Source organism: Sulfuricaulis sp. (assembly GCF_040901545.1).
In the GTDB taxonomy this organism is placed as follows: Bacteria; Pseudomonadota; Gammaproteobacteria; order Acidiferrobacterales; family Sulfurifustaceae; genus Sulfuricaulis.
Genome location: NZ_JBBDYL010000049.1, coordinates 1 through 17,360 on the forward strand (window position 1 = coordinate 1; position 17,360 = coordinate 17,360).

The following is a 17,360-nucleotide window of genomic DNA, read 5'->3' on the forward strand; positions in this document are numbered from 1 at the left end:
CGCGAGGCTGATGTCGGGCTGGCGCTGTTTGGGATCGTCCTGCGGCAGCGGCCTGTACTTGATGCGCGACTTGCTCTTGGTCAACCGGATGACGCGCTCGGCCAGCTCGAGAATGGTGAATTCCTCGGGATTGCCGAGGTTCACCGGCCCGGTGAAGCCGCGATCGCTTTCCATCAGCCTGACGAGGCCGTCTATCAGGTCGTCCACGTAGCAGAACGAGCGCGTCTGATCGCCCTTGCCATAGACCGTGATCGGCTCGCCGCGCAGCGCCTGGACGATGAAGTTGCTCACCACCCGCCCGTCGTTGGGATGCATGCGCGGGCCGTAGGTGTTGAAGATGCGCGCCACCTTGATGTCGAGCTTGTGCTGGCGGTAGTAATCGAAGAACAGCGTCTCGGCGCAGCGCTTGCCCTCGTCGTAGCAACTGCGCGGGCCGATCGGGTTGACGCGGCCCCAGTAACTTTCCGTCTGAGGATGAATTTCCGGATCGCCGTAAACCTCCGAGGTGGAGGCTTGCAATATCCGCGCCTTCACGCGCTTCGCCAGCCCCAGCATGTTGATCGTGCCATGGACCGAAGTCTTGGTCGTCTGCACCGGGTCGAACTGGTAGTGGATCGGCGACGCCGGGCACGCGAGGTTGTAGATCTGGCCCACCTCCACGTAAAGGGAAAACGTGATGTCGTGCCGCAGCAGCTCGAAATAGGGGCTGCGCATCAAGTGCACGATGTTCTGCTTGCCTCCCGTGAAAAAGTTGTCCACGCAGAGCACATCGCACCCGTCCTTGATCAGCCGCTCGCACAAGTGCGAACCCAGGAATCCGGCGCCGCCGGTGACGAGAATTTTTTTCATGGATACGCCGCTCCTCCCTTCCATGCCCGGGTAGGCCCGAACAGGCGGCATCATACCTTATCGACGAGCTGCATGATTCAAGGAAGGCACGACCATCAAGCCCGACGCAGGTATCGCTTGAAACTTGTAACTTGGTACTCAGTCCTCAGTACTCAGCACTTACTTCTTGGCTGTCCACTGCACACTGACAACTGACTGCTGATAGCTGGCGGCTCAGTCTTCAGTCCCCAGCACTGAAAACTGTCCACTGGTGACTATCCACTGGAAACTGACAGCTGGCGGCTTTTATTCTTGCTCGCGCACTTACTTCTCCACGAGCTTGGAGATGTTCAGCATCACCGTCAGAGGCTCGATCGGCGACTCGACAAATCCGTGATGCAAATAGAACCGCTTGGCGTTCTCGTCGATGGCGTGGGCGAGCAGCGCGCGAATGCCCATTTCCTGGGAAAGCCGCGCGGTGCGTAATACGGCATCCTTCAGAAGAGCGGCTCCGATGCCCTGTCCGCCCCACTCGATGTGCACGGCCAGGCGTCCCAGCACTGCGACCGGGATCGGCTCGGGCATGTTGCGCCGAATACTGCCCGGCGCCGCCTTGTGCAACACGGCGCCCGCCGCCAAGGCGTAGTAGCCGATAACCTCATCGCCTGCGCACACCACAAACGTGCGCGAAGCGCCCTCCAATTGGTTCTTGCGGGCACGTTGCTTGAGCCAGATCTCGAGCTCCGGCTCGGCGCAGCGAAAGGAATCGAGCCGGTGCGCCTCGGAAAGAGGCGCTGGCGCGGAGATTGCAGCGGACTTTCCTACCGGTCCCAAGGCGCGCGCCTGGCCAGCAGCCGGCTCAATGCCTTGTTGGCCTTCACGGGCGCGTCCAGAAGCGCGACGAAGCGCTGGAAGCGCTTGGCATCAAGGGCAAACACGGTTCGATCGAGCAGAACCTGTTGCGCCTTTTCGTATGCCGCTTCCAGCATGAAATCGGTGCGTGTCTTGCCCTGCGCTTGCGCCGCGCGGTCGATCAGTTCCCGCTGCGCGGTGGGAGCGCGCAGGTTAATGTTGGTTTCTCGCGTGGTGGCAGTCATGCTGAGTTCCTTTCGCGGTATTCTAACGGCCACGTATAGACAACGTCAACACAAGGTAACGGCTCTTGGCTGCAACCTTCAAGTTCCCAGCAACGACCGTTCACTGGCAACTGAAAACTGACGGCTGACTGCCGGCGGCTAAGAATTCAGCACTTTCTCCCACGCGGCGAACGCGAGTCTCTTGTCAAATCGATCGTCAAAGAGGCGGCGTGCGTTCTCACCAAGACGCCCACACATTTCCGGATCGCCATTCAGCCGGGTAATTGTCGCCGTCAGGCGGGAGGCGTCGCCCGCTTGAACGGCATATCCGCATTCTGCTTCGTGGATGAGCCGTGCGATCTCGCCGTTCGACTCCCCGATGAAAATCACCGGCCTGCCCGCGGCGAGTATGCCGTAGAGCTTGCTGGGAAATACATAGCCTTCCGCCGTAGGCAGGAGGGAAACCAGGTGCGCGTTCGGCAGAGAAAGGCTTTTGCTTAGCGCCTCTCTGGGTTGATAGGGTTGGAACAAAACATTGCCAAGTCCGAGCTCCCGCACCCGGTGTTCGATCCAGTTACGTTGCGCGCCGTCCCCGATGAACAGGAAGACAACCCCATCTTCCTCCTTCAGCTCAGCCGCCGCTTCAAGAATGGTCTCAAATTCGTGAACTCGACCCATGTTGCCCGAGTAGCCCACGACGAACTTCCCCTCGAGTCTCCATGACTTTCGCAGATCGTTGTCCGGCGCGGCGACCGGGCGGATTGATTCGCCGTCCGCCCAGTTCGGAATCACCCGCACGCGCTCCATGCCTATGCCGCGCGAAAGCAGGTACTGTTCCATGGCCGTGCTCAGCACCACGTTCGTTTCCGCCGAGCGTAGCGTCCAGTCTCTCAGCCTCGCCAGGAATCGTCCCAAGGCCGTCTTCGCCCACCCCATCCCCGCCACGCCGGCGATCTCGGGAAAAATATCTTGAAGCCAGTTGACCAACCTGGCGTTCTTGAGCCGCGTAACCGGACCTGCCACCAGAGAAAGGAGCGGCGGATCGGTTTTGCTGACGACAACATCTCCCGCTCGGGCCAGCCGGAACAGCGCCCAGCCGGCGCTGAGATAGAAGGTCAGATAATCGAGCGTCCTGCCGGCCAACCTTCCGCGCCCGAAAGTCGAAGTCCACACGCGGTGCACGGTCACGCCGCGGATGGTTTCCTGCGGGGGGAGCCGCGCGCCGGGTTCGTCGTAGCGCTGGCGGCTGGTGATGACGTGCACCTCGCGACCCCGCGAGGCGAGGTCAAAGGCGAGATCCGTAAGAAGCTGACTGGTGGCCGAATGGTCCGGAAAAAAGTAACGATTCAGAAAAATGATCTTGGCCACGGTCATGCCGCTACGCTACTTTGTCGCGAGGTAGTAGCACAGCTTGATGTACTCCGTGATCACGGCTTGCGCGCTCCTCTCGTGGGTCCACCATGAGTCCGGTGTCCACCAGCGGGGTTGAGATGCGACGATCCGATATTCAAGGCCGCTCTGCGCAAACGCCTTGCGCCACGCCCAATCGATCCGGCGCATATGCGGTGGATCGCTCACGACCAGCGCCTTGCGCCACCCGCGCTCGACGAGGAGCTGTCGGGTATTAACCGCTTCTTCCATGGTATTAGCCGACCGGATATCAAGAAGGACTGCGTCCGGCGGTACGCCGGCATCAACCAGCATTTGCGCGCGCCAGGTCAGATAGGCTTTCCGGGCCTCGAAGGGGCTGTCTTCGACGCCGGTGAGCAGGACACGTGGGGCAAGGCCGGTCTTGTAGAGCTGTATTGCTTTGAGCGTCCGGTCTCCGGAATCTCCACCCAACACCACCAGCACATCGGCGCGCTCGGGCGACTGGGACGCCCCCTCGAGGAAACGGCCGGCCTGACTCCCCAGCCCGATAATCAGAGCGAGGAAAACGACGACGCCGATGAGCCAGGCGCGGGCCCGGAAGCTACAAGCTGTCTCAAAAATAACGTGGGGCCATCCGTTTTCCCTCATCCCCAACCCTTCTCCCGGAAAGAGAAGGGTGTCATCCCTCTCCCTCCGGGAGAGGGACCGAGGGTGAGGGGGTGCTCATGCATCATTTTGTTAGAGACTCTTAAGATCGAATCTTACACCCCGCCTCGCTTTCCCTCCCCCCGCGCCTGCTTCTCTTCCTCCTCACGCCCCCTTGCGGGACCCCGCGCTCAGCAATGATGAGCATTCAGTCCTCGGCCTCACCGGGTCAAACAGGATCCGCATTCCTGGCCGGCATTAGGCGGTTTGGACGCTGCGAGCCGCGTGCTCGAGCACGGCGTCAACCTGCTCGCGCGCGGGGCCGGGAAACCATTGCAGAAACTGGTCCACCGTCGCGCCGCCCTCCAGGTTCTCGAACAGGGCGCTCACCGGAACCCGTGTGCCGCGAAAGACCCACGCACCACCCAATTTTTGAGGGTCGCGTTCCACGGCCGGGCATGTGGACCAATCCAACATGAACATACTTTACTGAGAACGGGATATCGAGGCAAACGCAGCATTCGCAGCGCGGCGCAGGGCCGGGCGCACCTTCAGCACGCCACCTTTCCGTAGGGTGCGGCTTCAGCGCACCGCACACGGCGCAACCCGGCGAAGCGGTGCGCTAAAGCCGCGCCCTACTCCGCCCTCCGCCCCCCGCCCTCAGTCCTCAGTCCTCAGTCCTCAGCACTCAACCCTCAGCCCTCAGCCCTGAGATTCGAGCCCCGCCTCACCACCCACTCCCCCAGCACCAGCACATCCATCTTCGTGCGCAGAAAGCACTCGAGCGCCTCCTCCGGCTTGCACACCACCGGCTCGTTCTCGTTGAACGAGGTGTTGAGCACGATGGGGATGCCGGTCAAATCCCGGAAGCACTCGATCAGCCGGTAGTAGCGCGGGTTGGTGTGGCGGTAGACGGTCTGCAGCCGCCCCGAGCCGTCGACGTGCGTCACCGCGGGAATCTGCGGCCGCTTCTCCGGCCGGATCGGGTAGACCTGCATCATGAACGGCACGTCGTCGTCGGTCTCGAACCAATCCGCCACCGCCTCCCGCAGAATCGACGGCGCGAACGGCCGGAACGACTCGCGCCGCTTGATCTTGCGGTTCAGGATGTCCTTCATGTCCGCGCGCCGCGGGTCGCACACGATCGAGCGGTTCCCGAGCGCCCGCGGCCCCCACTCCATGCGGCCCTGGAACCAGCCGGTCACGAGCCCGTCCGCGATCGCCTGCGCCGTGGTGCGGCAAAGCCGGTCCTCGTCCGCCTCGCGCGCTACCCGGCACCCGGCGGCGGCGATCTCGCCCCGCCTCGCCTCCAGGAGCGCCTGGATCTCGCCATTGCCGTACTCCGGCCCCCAGTAAGCGTGCTCCATGGGCTCGGGCCGGGCGCCGTTCAGCTTCGACCAGACATACGCCGCCGCGCCGATCGCCCCGCCCGCGTCCCCCGCCGCCGACTGAATATAGAGCTTCCTGAAGGGCGTGCGGGCGTACACCTTGCCGTTCGCCACCGAGTTCATCGCGCAGCCGCCCGCAAGAGCGAGCGCGTCGAGCCCGTAGCGCCGGTGCACGGCATTGAGCAGGTGAAAGAACGCCTCCTCGTACATCGCCTGCACGGAGCGCGCCACGTCCTTGTGGAACTGGGTGAGCGGCGCGTCCTTCGCCCGGGCCGGGCCGAGGAATTCCTCGAGCGCCGGGGTGTAGAGCGTCCCCACCTTCGGCTCGCCGTCGTCCCATTCATACTCCACCCGGTCCTTCGCGTGGCGGAAGAAGCGCAGGCCGAGCTCGAAAGCGCCGCCGTCCCGCAGCCGCACGATCTCGCGCATCCTGTCGAGGTAGCGCGGCTCGCCGTAGGGCGCGAGCCCCATCACCTTGTACTCGTCGCCGTAATAAGGAAAGCCGATGTACTGCGTCATCGCCTCGTAGAAGATGCCGAGCGAGTGCGGGAAGTACACCTTCTCGTCCACCCCCACGCTGTGGCCGCGCCCCACCCCCCACGCCGCGCTGGCGAAGTCCCCGAACCCGTCCACCGACACCGCAGCCGCCTCTTCGAACGGCGACACCAGGAACGCCGAGGCGAGGTGGCAGAGGTGGTGCTCGATGTGATGGACCCTGGCACGCAGCCGCTGGCCGGGAAACGCCCGCGCCAGCTCGTCCTCCACGCCCGCCCGTTTGCGCTTGTTGCGGAGGCGGTCGATTACTAAACGAGGATCAGGCCGATGCGCGAGCGTGTAGGCAACCTTGCGCCACAAATTGGCGCGCCCGTCCTGGTTGATGGCGACGTGATTGACATCGGCAAGCGTAATTCCCGACTGTTCAAGGCAACCACGAATCGCTTCGGAGGGCACCACGGATCAGTGCCCAGGCGAAATCGCGACTTCTTCGCCGCTGCGATCATCACACCGTACACCCTGAAGCAAGCGCGGGTCTCCGCTGACACCGAACCCGTTTAGACTTGCAATACCCCGGAAGACCGGAGTGTCGGCGAAATCTTAAACTTGTACGATCATTCGGCACGTTCGCCCCTGCACACCATGGATTTCCATAATAACGGCAAGCGACCGGCATTCTTGAAATGGATGTTTTCGAAGCCCACCTCGCACAGCATCTGCGTCAATGTTGCCTCTGAAAAGAACTTGATGTGCCCCCCTTCTTTTCCGACAGTAAAGTGTCGGTCCCATCCATTTATCAAACTAATTAGCAAGTTCTTCAGGTAACCATGATAGGGCGTCGTAATTATTATTACTCCCCCAACTCTCAGATGCTTGATCATGTTTTGGAGGAACTGCTGTGGAGAATAAAGGTGCTCTACCACTTCCGTCGAAACAATTACATCCCACCCACCGGATGGCATAACATCCCGAAGATCATCATAGACGGACCCCACCCGCCAGCGTATTGCCGGGTATGCGCGAGTCGCAAGCTCAATACCATCCCGAGAGGAATCGATTCCAGTAACTTTGTGACCTCGTTCGGCTAGCCGGGATGCAATGAACCCGTTCCCACACCCCGCATCAAGAATCGACAGCCTAGGCTCCCGCGGTAGCAACCGGTCGATACTTGGCCATACATACGGATGGTGGCAATGCTCTGCCAACGACTTCCATCCGTAGCTGGCGAGCCCCGTCACTTGCGTCCTTTCAATCCGATTTCAGAACGTTCAGCATCTACCAGAAATTGGAACCAGACGCCCTGGAACCCATGAAACATCAGCCCCTCCTTGCCGCCCAGGAAGCCAAGTTGAAATATGAGGCCCCAACCCTGTCATCCCCGCGCGGCGCGCTGCCCCTTGGTTGAAGCCCGTCCTACCAATAATATACTGAATAAACCAGAGTCGCCGTTGGCATCCCTTCCCGTGCACTATCTACTGACCTGCCGGCGTCTTGTACCGCTGACGCAGCTTTAGTTCGTATAGCTTTGCTCTTACCTGACTTATGTAATGCGCTCTGATCTGACTAGCAATAAGACCGGGCCGCCACTCGAGAAAGCCCAGTCGAACAACATAGTGATACAAAAACCACCACCATGGCTCGCAGGGCACGCGAACCGCGAGGTTCTTCAAAAACCGTCGTCGTTCCTGAACGTTTCCAAAGAGTCGGGGCCGAATAGTCGAGTTGCCATAGTGTCCGGATTTCAAGTAGCAATACCGCACCCCAGCTTCCCAACTCGAATAATGATTATGCCGCTCGATATATGCTGATAATCCCTTGAAATCTTCGTGTATGAGCGGCGTTTGAAGACGTCCAATCGGACCATTAACGATAACTCGTTCATGCACTTCCATGTCGAGCGGCGTCTCACCCGCGTTGTTGAGCTCTTCAAAAGCCGCCGTCCCTGGCCGAAATAGCGCTACTGCAGAGTGAGAAAAGCCGCCGAAACGAAACTTTCTTCCAAGGAAGTGAAATCCCTTGGTTATCAGGTAACCACAATAAGGTGAGGTGCCCGTCAGTTTTTCCGAGATTTCCTGCCATAAAGCATCCGGAACGACCTCATCTGCATCCAATAACAAGACCCAATCCGTGCTGAAATTCAGTGTATTCAGCGCCCACTGCCGCTTCTTCGGATAGCCTCCAGAATAGGCAAATTGCATTACCTCGGCACCACCGGCTTTCGCTAAAGATACTGTTTCATCAGTACTGTTGGAATCAATTACCACCACGCGACGAGCCGGTCCGAGAGACTTCAAACATCGGACAATATTTTTTGCCTCGTTCTTAACAGAGACGACTACAGTAATCGACGGGGCCTTATTTTTCATAAAACAGCTAACGAGGCAGCGTTATCACTAGGCTCCCTCTCCTTTTCCGTCACACACCAGCATTGCACGGCGGGAGGCCCTGAAACGGTCTAACGACCAAGCACGCGCACCACACACGATTCATTTCAACAGAATACCAATACCTTGATAACGGCAATTCAACGCCGCGCAATAAATCGAATGACCGTGCACTTCAGCCACGGACCTCCTTACGATTGATCAGGATGGACTCATACAACGCTCGCATACGTTGCCCCATGACGGCTCCCGAAAACTGTGCCACGGCAAGTGCGCGTGCGTTTCGAGCCATAACGGCACGTCGCTCCTCCGAAAGGAATACCTGGCGGAGACCGGCTGCAATATCTGCAGGACCGGTACCGACACATAGCCCCGCCTCTGCAGCTTCAATCTGCCTAGCCAATGCCACACCCCGGCCCACGATGCAGGGCAAACTAGCCGCCAACGCCTCAGCGACAGCGATGCCAAAATTTTCTGAATATGAGGGGAGCACAAATACGGTCGCACCCTGGAACAGTGCGGCCTTAAGGTCCCCATCAACATATCCCGGCCAGCTTATTCTCGACGCAATGCCCAGCCGAGCCGCCTGCTGCTTGAGCGTGCCCACATAAGCACCTTCACCTGATCCAGCAATCACAAGGTGAAGCATGGGAACTTCCCGTGCTACTTTAGAAAATGCGTGGACTAGTCCCTCAACATTCTTCTTAGGATCAAGCCGTGAAAGGAACAGCACGATCCGAGATCCTGTCGTCTCTGGAAGCAACGCATCCAAACTCGGCGCTGGTGGCAGATCGAGGCTGTTGAGCGCCAAAGGGATTACGGCACTCCGAATCGGATAGCCTAGCGCTTCTGCCTGCTGTTGCTCGGCGGTGCTTGTAAAGTGCACTGCGGCCGCATGCCGAATGATGGGCCCCTCAAGACAATACAATGATAATTTCTTTAGAAGTGGCCTACGATTGCGGAGCCCGTAGTCCTCCAGCGTCCCCAGGGGCCGGACCACGTATGGTACGCCAGCGGCACGCGCGGCCAACGCTGCTATAACACTGGTAAAAGAGAATAGCGCATGGACCTGCACCAAGTCATAATCACGAACGCGTTGAAGAATCCAGCGGCCAAACGACCATGAGCACTTATAAAATTCAGTGTTTTTACGGAAGTACCGACGGCGGATTTTCTCATTACCTTCTAACAATACAATCTTGGGGCTCGACATACGACAGCCAGGGCCATCGTCGTCAGTAGTGGCCGTTTCAACGTGAATTCCCTGATCTGCAAGCACTCGCTCCATTGTACGGATTGCCTGACTTGGACCGCCGTGCGCGAGCGAGACGGACGGAATGACATGGAGTACCTTCATTCTTCAAAGGGTCTTGTAATGAAACTTGCTACTGCCTCCATGGCACATCCGGTCGACATGGAGCGCGATTCATTTGGCCCGGGTCTACGGAGAGCGAAAGCGCAATTTCGTGGGGCAGCATTTCTGGGCTCGCGGATACTTCGTCTCGACGGTGGGCAGGGATGAAGCGGTGATTCGAGAGTACATCCGCAACCAGGAGCAAGAGGATAAGCGGTTGGACCAAATGAACCTGTGGCGCTGATTGGCCACCTTCAGGTGGCCCATGAAAATCGGGGCCGCGTTAGCGACCCCGGCTAGCCGCTTTGAGCGGCTCACAATTTAAAGCCCCCGGCTTTGCCGGGGGATACTTACTAAACTTATTTCGGGGACAGCACACTAGCTCAGGGTAATTGTGCGTGATTACAGTCGAACGAAACCCTGCTGTACTTACCGCGTCAGCCAACTTCGGCACCGACACAGCCGGGCCTCCGGTGCCCGTATTCAGCGACGGCACCACATGCAAAGGTGCACTCATTATGGAAGCATCCCCACTACTGCAATTTTTGCTTTTTGACCCATGCCGTGGATCCGCCGCCCCAACGTTGACGCGGAACCAGTAGGACCCCTGCGTACCCGAAGGCGACCGCCATCGTCGTCACGGATCCTAGAACATCATGCGTGTTAGCCCAAAGACTCAGCGCCACAATCTGAAAAGCATTGAAATGTAGGAGCCCGCGTTCCAGCCTGCCCTCCGATCCCACTTGGCCTCGCCGCCATAAACTTCCGCGAATCGCAGACACAAACAAACCACCAAGCAATACTCCCCAAAGCAGAACGCCGAAAAACCCTTGCTCCGCCCAGATTCGAAGCCACGAATTCTCCGCGATCCCAACATTGATGACATCGTACAATGGGCGACCGCCCCATTGACTAGATCCCAAAGAGAACGCACCGGCGCCAGCCCCAAACAAACCGAACTTTTCCAATACGGACTCGTAGGGCTCCAAGAAATTACCGCTGAATCGTTCCGGAATATCAACAACGCCACTCCATACACGCGCACCAATTAGGTTTGCGGCATCGGCCACCTCGGGCCGCGCGTCGACTGCAATTACACCTAACACCAGAAAAACTGCCAACCAGGGGATGATCCGTATTAATTTCACGGGAGATATGTGCAGAAGAATGAACGCAACGCAATAAGCCAGTATTGCCGCTCTTTGTCCAGTTACCACTAGCACGCTAAATTCGCCGACCGAGCGCAGGATCCCTCGCAATCCCTGTGCCGCCACGGCAGCCCGATAGAAAAGGCAATACGTCGCCAAGATAAACGCCACCTGGCCAAATTTCCCAGTGTGAAGAAATATTGAAGTCGGGCGAAATATCCCCTCGACTCCCACATTTTCTACAGTGTAATCCCCGATACCCGCTCTCTCGTCTCCGCCTAATCCCTCCGCAAATTGATTCATAGGATGCGTAAGACCCAGCATCAGTTGAAGAATCGCCACGGTCGCCATTCCTAGAAGCCAAAACGTAGCCACACCATAAAGAACCCTTGCTACGTCACCCGGCCCCCGGCTACGAACAAAATAAAAAGACACGATCAAAATTGAGACCGGAACGATGATTGCCCTAACTCCCACGAGACCTAGCATCGTCTCTTGATGGCCAAACAGAGTTGAGACCAGCGCCCATCCAACTAATAGCACTGTCCAGAATATAAGCAAAACTACCTCTTTTCTCGGGCGCACTACGAGTGTCGCTAAGGCGCAAGAAACAACAACCGCCTCAGACACCAAGAAAACAACGTTGCTATGAATCACATATTTCCGAAGCACTTCGGCCAGCAACGGCAGATTGAGCACGGCAATCCAAAGCATTGCCGCGACATCCAGACGCCCTAGCGCCCTCATCGCCTCTCCAATCCGGAACCAAGCCCTGGATGAATCGCCCTGGGATTCCCGGAGTTTCCATGTGTTGCGAGGACAGAGTTTATGAACACGATGAAGAGGCGTTCCCCGGAAGCGCGAGAACAAGTGGTCCGACTCGTTTTCGAGTAAGAGGCTAAGTATGACTCACAGTGGGCGGGAATCAAGTCGATCACGGCGAAGATAGGCTGTACCGCAAAGAAGGGGCGCAAATGAGCGCGGCAGGCCGAGCGCGGCCAAGGCCCGCGCGCGGGATTGTCGGGCACGGAGCGCGACCGGCTCAATGCGTTGGAGCGCGAGAATCGGGAGCCAGAGCGGGCGAACAAGATTCTGCGCAAGGCCTCGGCGTTTTTTTCCCAGGCAGAGCTGGAGCCGTCGTGTCAACGGGTCAGCTCTCCATTGCGGCCTGCATAAACGCGGAGTTCTCCAGAAAAACCACGGCGGTTCAAAATAGGATCCAGCGGTCTCTCCGCAAAGATTTCAACAGCCCCTAATGCGCGGCTTCCATTTCCGCGTTCGCCAACGAGGATCCTGCTATCAAGAAGGTCCTGATCACCTCGCCCGGCGCGACCTGGAAACTCTCTGTCTCCACCTGAAGGACTTCCCTAATACCGGACAAGCCAAACGGCGGCTCGTCCAAGAAGACCGCCGAGTCATCGATCACGCGGGTATCCGGGCCATGCGGTTTATCCTTGTTTGGCGAAACGGGCCTCCCCGGCGCTGGGTAGTGTTCCGTAACCAGCACCCACTTGTAACAAGCCAGTTTAGGAATTATCCGTCTGATCTCCTCGTTAGAGAGGTGCTGAAGGACTTGACGAACGAGACACAACTGTCCAAGTGGCAGGTTATCATCAACGATATCCAAACAGAGAAATTCGACCGTAGGTGAACCAAAACGCGATCGAAGCTCACCGACTAACTCGGGGACCACGTCCACACCGATGTAGGTATGAACAGCCTTGGCGATCGATGCGCCGATCCTGAAATCTCCGCAGCCTAGATCTACGACAGATGTGATCCCGTGCTCTTCGACGAACCTACAGATTAACTCCTTGTACGCTTCGGCAGCGCGCCCAACCGAACCACTACCTGACGACCAATGACCAGCGGCCGCTCGCCCCCAAAAGTTGTCGCTGTAGATCCGGGAGAACGCCTCTTGGCGAGAAAGTTCTCCGAAACTCCTCCGTAAGCTCGCAATCACCAACTTACGCCTTAGATGGAGGAGCCACTCGGGCGTGACTGCTTTCAAGAGCTGCTTTATCGGAGGCATACCTTAGCCGAAAACCGATCCGGTCTTACCGGAACCCAAACGCCGAGAGTATCGCAAAAGTACTCGCAGCCACGGCGATCTGTCACCTTCATAGGTTGTTTGCTAATGGGTCCCGCCATATCAGAAATTATTTTAGTTTTGCCACCAGCTATTCGCCGCGTTTTCCGCTAATGAGAAAATTCCGCGTCAGAACCCAAGATCGCCCGGAGCCTGTCTCGGCCACGTTCCAGAGCAGTAATCCGGCCCGGATTACCTGCCAGACCATATACCGTACCGAAGACAGAAGACTATAACCCCACGGCACTGGTCCGACCTCACGGGCTTTAATTTCTCGAAAACCGGTCTGCGCTAGTAAGCGTGCAAGTGCGTTGGGGTTAAAGCAGACCTCATGGGTAATGTCCCCGTAGCGGATGGCCATGCCGAACGGGCTGTCCGCGTTAGGAGTTTGCAGTACGAGACGACCTCCAGGCTTGAGTGCCGCGAAGCACCCATCGAGAAAACGCAAGACCTCGACCTTGGTCAAATGCTCGATCAAGTCCAGGCCCGTAATCAGGTCAAACTCTCCCCTGTGATCCTCAAGGAAATCTAGCGCGTTCATCTGCACCACATCGCACACTACCTCATTGGCACGCGCAACCTGGCCCGGGCTGACGTCTACCCCAGTGATGTGGCGGTAACCTTGCTCCCGAAAAAAGTACAGCAGCCGGCCGTAGCCGCACGCTAGATCCACGATTCGAGCGTCCTTCGATTCGGGCAGTAAGGCGCGCAGGTAGTACCTGTAGGCGCGCCCCCACCGGGCCGCAGCTTGCGTGTCGAAGCGCTCCGGTGCGCTCTGAAAGACCTCGCCGTAATCATTGTAGAGGCGCGCGCGGTACACCTTGACGTCAGTAGGATCAGACATCTTGAGCTCCCGCAAGCTGGACGCTGTCTGTCAGAGCAGCTTTAGAGGCACTTCTCTGCCGTGCGAACCGGGCACGCCAGCTGGCCAAGACGAGTTGTAGACCAAAATAGATCGGCACAGCCCAGGCCGCGCCGTCGATACCGAAATAGTGCACCATCGGCAATGCAATAACCACGCTCGAGACGGCACCGCCGGTCGCAATCAGCAGTACCCCGCGCGTGTCATGCAGCGCGTAGCAGATGCGCTCTATGACCTGCGTGCAGGAGGCGAGGACATAGCCCATGGCGACCCAGATCATCAGTGCGGAATGGGCACGGTATTGGGCCGCCAGGAGTAGCGTAGCAAGCTCTTGGTGCAGCAACACGATAACGAGCAGCAGCAGCAATGCGGCGCCCGCTACGCTCGCTAGCCAAAGCCAAAACACCCGACGCTCACCGATACAATTACCGGCGGTCACCTCCGCGTAGTAAACCTGCCTCACTGCCAGCTCCACACCACTTGTGAACATCAGAAAAGGGCGGCTGGCTAGACCGTAAAACGCTGCATAGATTCCTGCTAGTTCCAGCCCTGCTAGGCCGCCCACGATGTACCGGTCCGATTGGCCAATGATCCACCCGACCAATGGAAGGAACACTAGTGGCTTCGCATACGCCCAAAGGCGCTTCCTGTCCGCCTTATCATCGCTTTGGCGCGAAGTATGCGAGCGGCGGACGCCTGTGGCGCGTGTCAGTCCGTAGAAACCGGCCAGCGACAGCACTGCCCCGGCAATATACCCGGCCACGACCGACCCAGTATCGACGCCGAGTAGCCAGACCGCAGCGACCGCAGCGACCGGGCGCAACCACGCATCGGCGGACACAAATAATGCCATCGCCCGCTGTTTTTGCGAGGCGTTGAGGAACGTAACCTCCACAGAGCGCACGACCTCGACCAGAAAAAGTCCAGCGCACAGCGGACCGAGCGCAAACCCGTCGAGCACGTAATGTGACCACGCCCCGAGCGCAAGTAACAGAATCACGCACAGCCATAACACCGGTTTCCGTAATTCGTCGACAATCGTCCACCGCAATACCGCCTCCTCCGTGCCTCTAGCATATTCGGGGTAAAAACGCAGCACCGTTTGCATGAGCGGACTGACGGCAAACCCCTGGGCGAGCCCCACGATCCCAATCGCCAGCACCACTGCCCCATATACCGCTGGCGGCACAACCTCCGTCACGAGCCGCAGCCCGACAAGCGTACCTAGCGCGGACGCGAGCTGACCAGCAAATACCCAGCTCGTGTCACCGAGCAGCCGTTTGCGCGATGGCATGCATACGCTCATCGCGCAGCACGGGCGGCCACTTCACGCACCAGCCTCACCAATCGTTCGCGAAACATAATGGCGTCGAAATACTCCAGGCCGCACGGCCGCCCGCGTGGCCGGGCCAGCGCTTCACGGATGGCTTGCAACAGCGCATCGGGATCGTCAGGATCCACCAGCAAGCCGAGCTCTCCATCTAATAGCGCTTCGCGGCTCCCGTCGGATGCACTGCCGATTACCGGCACACCGCAGGCCATCGCTTCCAAGAACACGATGCCAAAGCCTTCACCCCGGCTCGGCATCACGTAAGCGTCGGCGAGCGCGTAGAAATCGAGCTTCTCCTCTTCGGTCACATAGCCAGTAAAGACCACGTGGTCGACCACGCCCAGTTCCATGGCCTTTCGCTCCAACCGGGCTCGGTCCTCGCCATCGCCGACGATAACGTACGTGAGCTCGGAGATCTCTCTCGTGAGAACAGGAAGTACTTCCATCACTTCGTCGAACCCCTTGAACCGATCTTTTCCCGCCAAACGCCCAACGGTTAGCAGGACGCGGCGGCCGTCGAGTCCAAATGCGCGCGCTATTCGTGCATTGCGTGGTCGCGGCGAAAAAACCGCAAGGTCCACGCAATTGGGGAGGATGCGGACATGATCGGTTCGCAGCCCTGCCCAGGCAGCCAGCCGCTCTGCCGTAAATCGGCTAACAGCGGCCACATGATCCACGCGCCCGATGAGTTGTCGGACCAGAAGGCTTTGATGCGGTCTCCAAGCCTCTATTCCGTGCACAATCACCAGTAACGGGCAGCGTTTAGCCGAGCTCACCAGCCAAGCGAGCGGCAGCAAATTCAAATGCCCACAAATCACGATATCGGCAGAGTAGGAGCTAACTACGAATTGCAAAACCGCACCTATGTACGCAAGTTTCCCCTCGGACGCGTCTAAACGGAAGTCGACATTGGGAGGAATGGGTTCGGACTCGCGTTGAACGAGGCGCGGAAACGCGATGATCCTGCAGCACTCTGGCATTTCGGCGAGTGCCGTCAATACGTCTCGGTTGAACTTGGCGATGCCCCCGATGCCACCGAAGGCATCTGTCATCAGCATCACCGGCCGAATGGAATGCAAGTGTGAACCACACCGGCGCTCCACGGCTTGCCCGGTTAGATTCGGACCCGCTCGCACTTTTTCCGCCTGCATTTCACAGCAAGAGGGTTAGCTTGGAAAACGAGCTTGCGCCCGCCGCTTCATGAAAACAAGAACTAAAAGAGGTAGAGTTTTCGCCCCCGCGATCGAAATTAATGCGTGGGAACTCAACACAGCACACTTCCTCCCGGTCAGTCTATCTTCAGCGAGCGGATGAGGCCGACGAGCATGGCGGACAGCTCCTTGGTTTCGGCGATCCAGGCGAGGCCGGAGGCCTTGGGAATGTATGCGATCTCCATGCCGATGTAGATGTGGGACCTCAGCTCGCCGCGCGAGCCTTTGGCGATCGAGAGAAACCGCGCCATCTCCTTCCGCGAATCGCGCTCGAATCCCTCCGCGATATTGGCCGGTATCGACAGGCTCGCCCGCGTGAGCTGGTCCCGAAAACCGTAGTCCTTCGAGTCGGCAAGACCCCGGTAGATGTCCGCGCTCAGGCGGGCGGAGCGTTTCCAGACGTCGAGGTCTTCGAATTTCATATGGCAGTGTTCAGTGTTCAGTGAGCAGTGGGCAGCGGGCAGTTTCAGCTTGCGATGGAAGGCAATGGTGGCCTGGATATCGACGCCGCCCACGCCGTCGCCGTAGGTGAAGCAGAAGCGCTCCTCCCCTTCCACATACTCGCGCACCCGGCGCAGGCGCCCCCCCGTCATCGTGGCCTCGCCGGTGTCGACGAGCGTCACCTTCCAGGGCTCGGCGTTGTTGTGGTGGACCTCCATCTTGTTCTTCGCCATGTCGAAGGTGACGTCCGACATGTGCAGGAAATAGTTCGCGAAGTACTCCTTGATGACGTAGCCCTTGTAGCCCAGGCAGATGATGAACTCGTTGATGCCGTGGGCGGAGTAGATCTTCATGATGTGCCAGAGGATCGGCTTGCCGCCGATCTCGACCATGGGCTTGGGGCGCGCGACGGTTTCTTCGCTGAGGCGGGTGCCGGCGCCGCCGGCGAGGATGACTGCTTTCATTGCTCGTTGTTCGTTGTTCGTTGGTCGTTGTTCGTGGCTCGTTGTTCGTTGTTCGTTGTTCGTTGTTCGTCGGTCGTTGTTCGTTGTTCGTTGGTCGTTGGTCGTTGCTCGTTGCTCGTGGATCGTGTTGAGTGCTGAGTGCTGAGTGCTGAGGGCTGAGTCCTGAGTGCTGAGAACCCAGTGCTGAGTGCTGAGTGCAAAGTGCTGAGCGCCGAAAGCCGTGATTACAAGGTACTTGCTTAGGTCACGTCAGCGGGGTGAATGCTTAGATACT

At 58.6% G+C, this 17,360-nt stretch carries 16 protein-coding genes and 1 pseudogene; 1 reads left to right on the plus strand and 16 read right to left on the minus strand.

The features are described from left to right. The 10 genes from WD823_RS09915 to WD823_RS09960 all read right to left on the minus strand — a co-directional run. A partial coding sequence (locus WD823_RS09915) for a UDP-glucuronic acid decarboxylase family protein (protein ID WP_368429337.1) occupies positions 1-849 on the minus strand: 849 nt, incomplete at its 3' end. 303 nt (positions 850-1,152) lie between these two features. Further along, positions 1,153-1,662: a GNAT family N-acetyltransferase gene (locus tag WD823_RS09920; protein WP_368429338.1), complete on the minus strand. Its 510-nt coding sequence runs from the start codon at positions 1,660-1,662 to the stop codon at positions 1,153-1,155. Further along, a complete protein-coding gene (locus tag WD823_RS09925; protein WP_368429339.1) occupies positions 1,650-1,925 on the minus strand; it encodes a DUF1778 domain-containing protein in 276 nt (91 codons plus the stop codon). The genes WD823_RS09920 and WD823_RS09925 overlap by 13 nt, the downstream gene beginning before the upstream one ends. Positions 1,926-2,063: 138 nt before the next feature. Further along, a complete protein-coding gene (locus tag WD823_RS09930) occupies positions 2,064-3,278 on the minus strand; it encodes a glycosyltransferase family 4 protein (protein WP_368429340.1) in 1,215 nt (404 codons plus the stop codon). Between the two features lie 9 nt (positions 3,279-3,287). Beyond that, positions 3,288-3,923, minus strand: coding sequence for a YdcF family protein (locus WD823_RS09935; RefSeq protein WP_368429341.1), 636 nt, complete (start codon positions 3,921-3,923; stop codon positions 3,288-3,290). A gap of 255 nt (positions 3,924-4,178) precedes the next feature. Next, positions 4,179-4,397: a DUF433 domain-containing protein gene (locus WD823_RS09940; RefSeq protein WP_368429342.1), complete on the minus strand. Its 219-nt coding sequence runs from the start codon at positions 4,395-4,397 to the stop codon at positions 4,179-4,181. Between the two features lie 218 nt (positions 4,398-4,615). Further along, positions 4,616-6,262 carry a carbamoyltransferase gene (locus WD823_RS09945; RefSeq protein ID WP_368429343.1) on the minus strand — a complete coding sequence of 549 codons (1,647 nt, stop codon included), beginning with the start codon at positions 6,260-6,262 and terminating at the stop codon, positions 4,616-4,618. A gap of 155 nt (positions 6,263-6,417) precedes the next feature. Further along, entirely contained in the window at positions 6,418-7,041 is a 624-nt protein-coding gene (locus WD823_RS09950) for a class I SAM-dependent methyltransferase (protein ID WP_368429344.1), read from the minus strand. Positions 7,042-7,275: 234 nt separating this feature from the next. Next, on the minus strand, positions 7,276-8,169 hold the full coding sequence (locus tag WD823_RS09955) for a glycosyltransferase family 2 protein (RefSeq protein ID WP_368429345.1): 894 nt from the start codon (positions 8,167-8,169) through the stop codon (positions 7,276-7,278). A 193-nt stretch (positions 8,170-8,362) separates the two neighbouring features. Further along, positions 8,363-9,544, minus strand: a complete 1,182-nt coding sequence (locus WD823_RS09960; protein WP_368429346.1) for a glycosyltransferase — start codon at positions 9,542-9,544, stop codon at positions 8,363-8,365. A gap of 61 nt (positions 9,545-9,605) precedes the next feature. Between WD823_RS09960 and WD823_RS09965 the strand changes: the two are divergent. After that, positions 9,606-9,785, plus strand: a pseudogene (locus tag WD823_RS09965) (transposase); the annotation flags it as partial. 289 nt (positions 9,786-10,074) lie between these two features. Here WD823_RS09965 and WD823_RS09970 read toward each other — a convergent pair. From WD823_RS09970 to WD823_RS09995, 6 genes are all read right to left on the minus strand, one after another. Next, positions 10,075-11,403, minus strand: coding sequence for a hypothetical protein (locus WD823_RS09970; protein WP_368429347.1), 1,329 nt, complete (start codon positions 11,401-11,403; stop codon positions 10,075-10,077). Between the two features lie 538 nt (positions 11,404-11,941). Next, the gene (locus WD823_RS09975; protein WP_368429348.1) at positions 11,942-12,721 is read right to left on the minus strand and encodes a class I SAM-dependent methyltransferase; all 780 of its coding nucleotides are present in this window, start codon (positions 12,719-12,721) and stop codon (positions 11,942-11,944) included. Between the two features lie 148 nt (positions 12,722-12,869). After that, entirely contained in the window at positions 12,870-13,622 is a 753-nt protein-coding gene (locus tag WD823_RS09980) for a class I SAM-dependent methyltransferase (protein WP_368429349.1), read from the minus strand. Beyond that, positions 13,615-14,934, minus strand: a complete 1,320-nt coding sequence (locus WD823_RS09985) for a lipopolysaccharide biosynthesis protein (protein WP_368429350.1) — start codon at positions 14,932-14,934, stop codon at positions 13,615-13,617. Before WD823_RS09985 ends, WD823_RS09980 begins: the two co-directional genes overlap by 8 nt. A gap of 8 nt (positions 14,935-14,942) precedes the next feature. Beyond that, positions 14,943-16,022, minus strand: a complete 1,080-nt coding sequence (locus WD823_RS09990) for a glycosyltransferase family 4 protein (protein WP_368429351.1) — start codon at positions 16,020-16,022, stop codon at positions 14,943-14,945. Positions 16,023-16,258: 236 nt separating this feature from the next. Beyond that, positions 16,259-17,086 carry a four helix bundle protein gene (locus tag WD823_RS09995; protein ID WP_368429352.1) on the minus strand — a complete coding sequence of 276 codons (828 nt, stop codon included), beginning with the start codon at positions 17,084-17,086 and terminating at the stop codon, positions 16,259-16,261. Between the last annotated feature and the right edge of the window lie 274 nt (positions 17,087-17,360).

Coding starts and splice junctions, on each gene's coding strand:
- WD823_RS09925 (WP_368429339.1), bottom strand. CDS start 1,925: ATGACTGCCACCACGCGAGAAACCAACATTAACCTGCGCGCTCCCACC.
- WD823_RS09930 (WP_368429340.1), bottom strand. CDS start 3,278: ATGACCGTGGCCAAGATCATTTTTCTGAATCGTTACTTTTTTCCGGAC.
- WD823_RS09935 (WP_368429341.1), bottom strand. CDS start 3,923: ATGAGGGAAAACGGATGGCCCCACGTTATTTTTGAGACAGCTTGTAGC.
- WD823_RS09940 (WP_368429342.1), bottom strand. CDS start 4,397: ATGTTGGATTGGTCCACATGCCCGGCCGTGGAACGCGACCCTCAAAAA.
- WD823_RS09955 (WP_368429345.1), bottom strand. CDS start 8,169: ATGAAAAATAAGGCCCCGTCGATTACTGTAGTCGTCTCTGTTAAGAAC.
- WD823_RS09960 (WP_368429346.1), bottom strand. CDS start 9,544: ATGAAGGTACTCCATGTCATTCCGTCCGTCTCGCTCGCGCACGGCGGT.
- WD823_RS09970 (WP_368429347.1), bottom strand. CDS start 11,403: ATGCTTTGGATTGCCGTGCTCAATCTGCCGTTGCTGGCCGAAGTGCTT.
- WD823_RS09975 (WP_368429348.1), bottom strand. CDS start 12,721: ATGCCTCCGATAAAGCAGCTCTTGAAAGCAGTCACGCCCGAGTGGCTC.
- WD823_RS09980 (WP_368429349.1), bottom strand. CDS start 13,622: ATGTCTGATCCTACTGACGTCAAGGTGTACCGCGCGCGCCTCTACAAT.
- WD823_RS09985 (WP_368429350.1), bottom strand. CDS start 14,934: ATGCCATCGCGCAAACGGCTGCTCGGTGACACGAGCTGGGTATTTGCT.
- WD823_RS09990 (WP_368429351.1), bottom strand. CDS start 16,022: ATGACAGATGCCTTCGGTGGCATCGGGGGCATCGCCAAGTTCAACCGA.
- WD823_RS09995 (WP_368429352.1), bottom strand. CDS start 17,086: ATGAAAGCAGTCATCCTCGCCGGCGGCGCCGGCACCCGCCTCAGCGAA.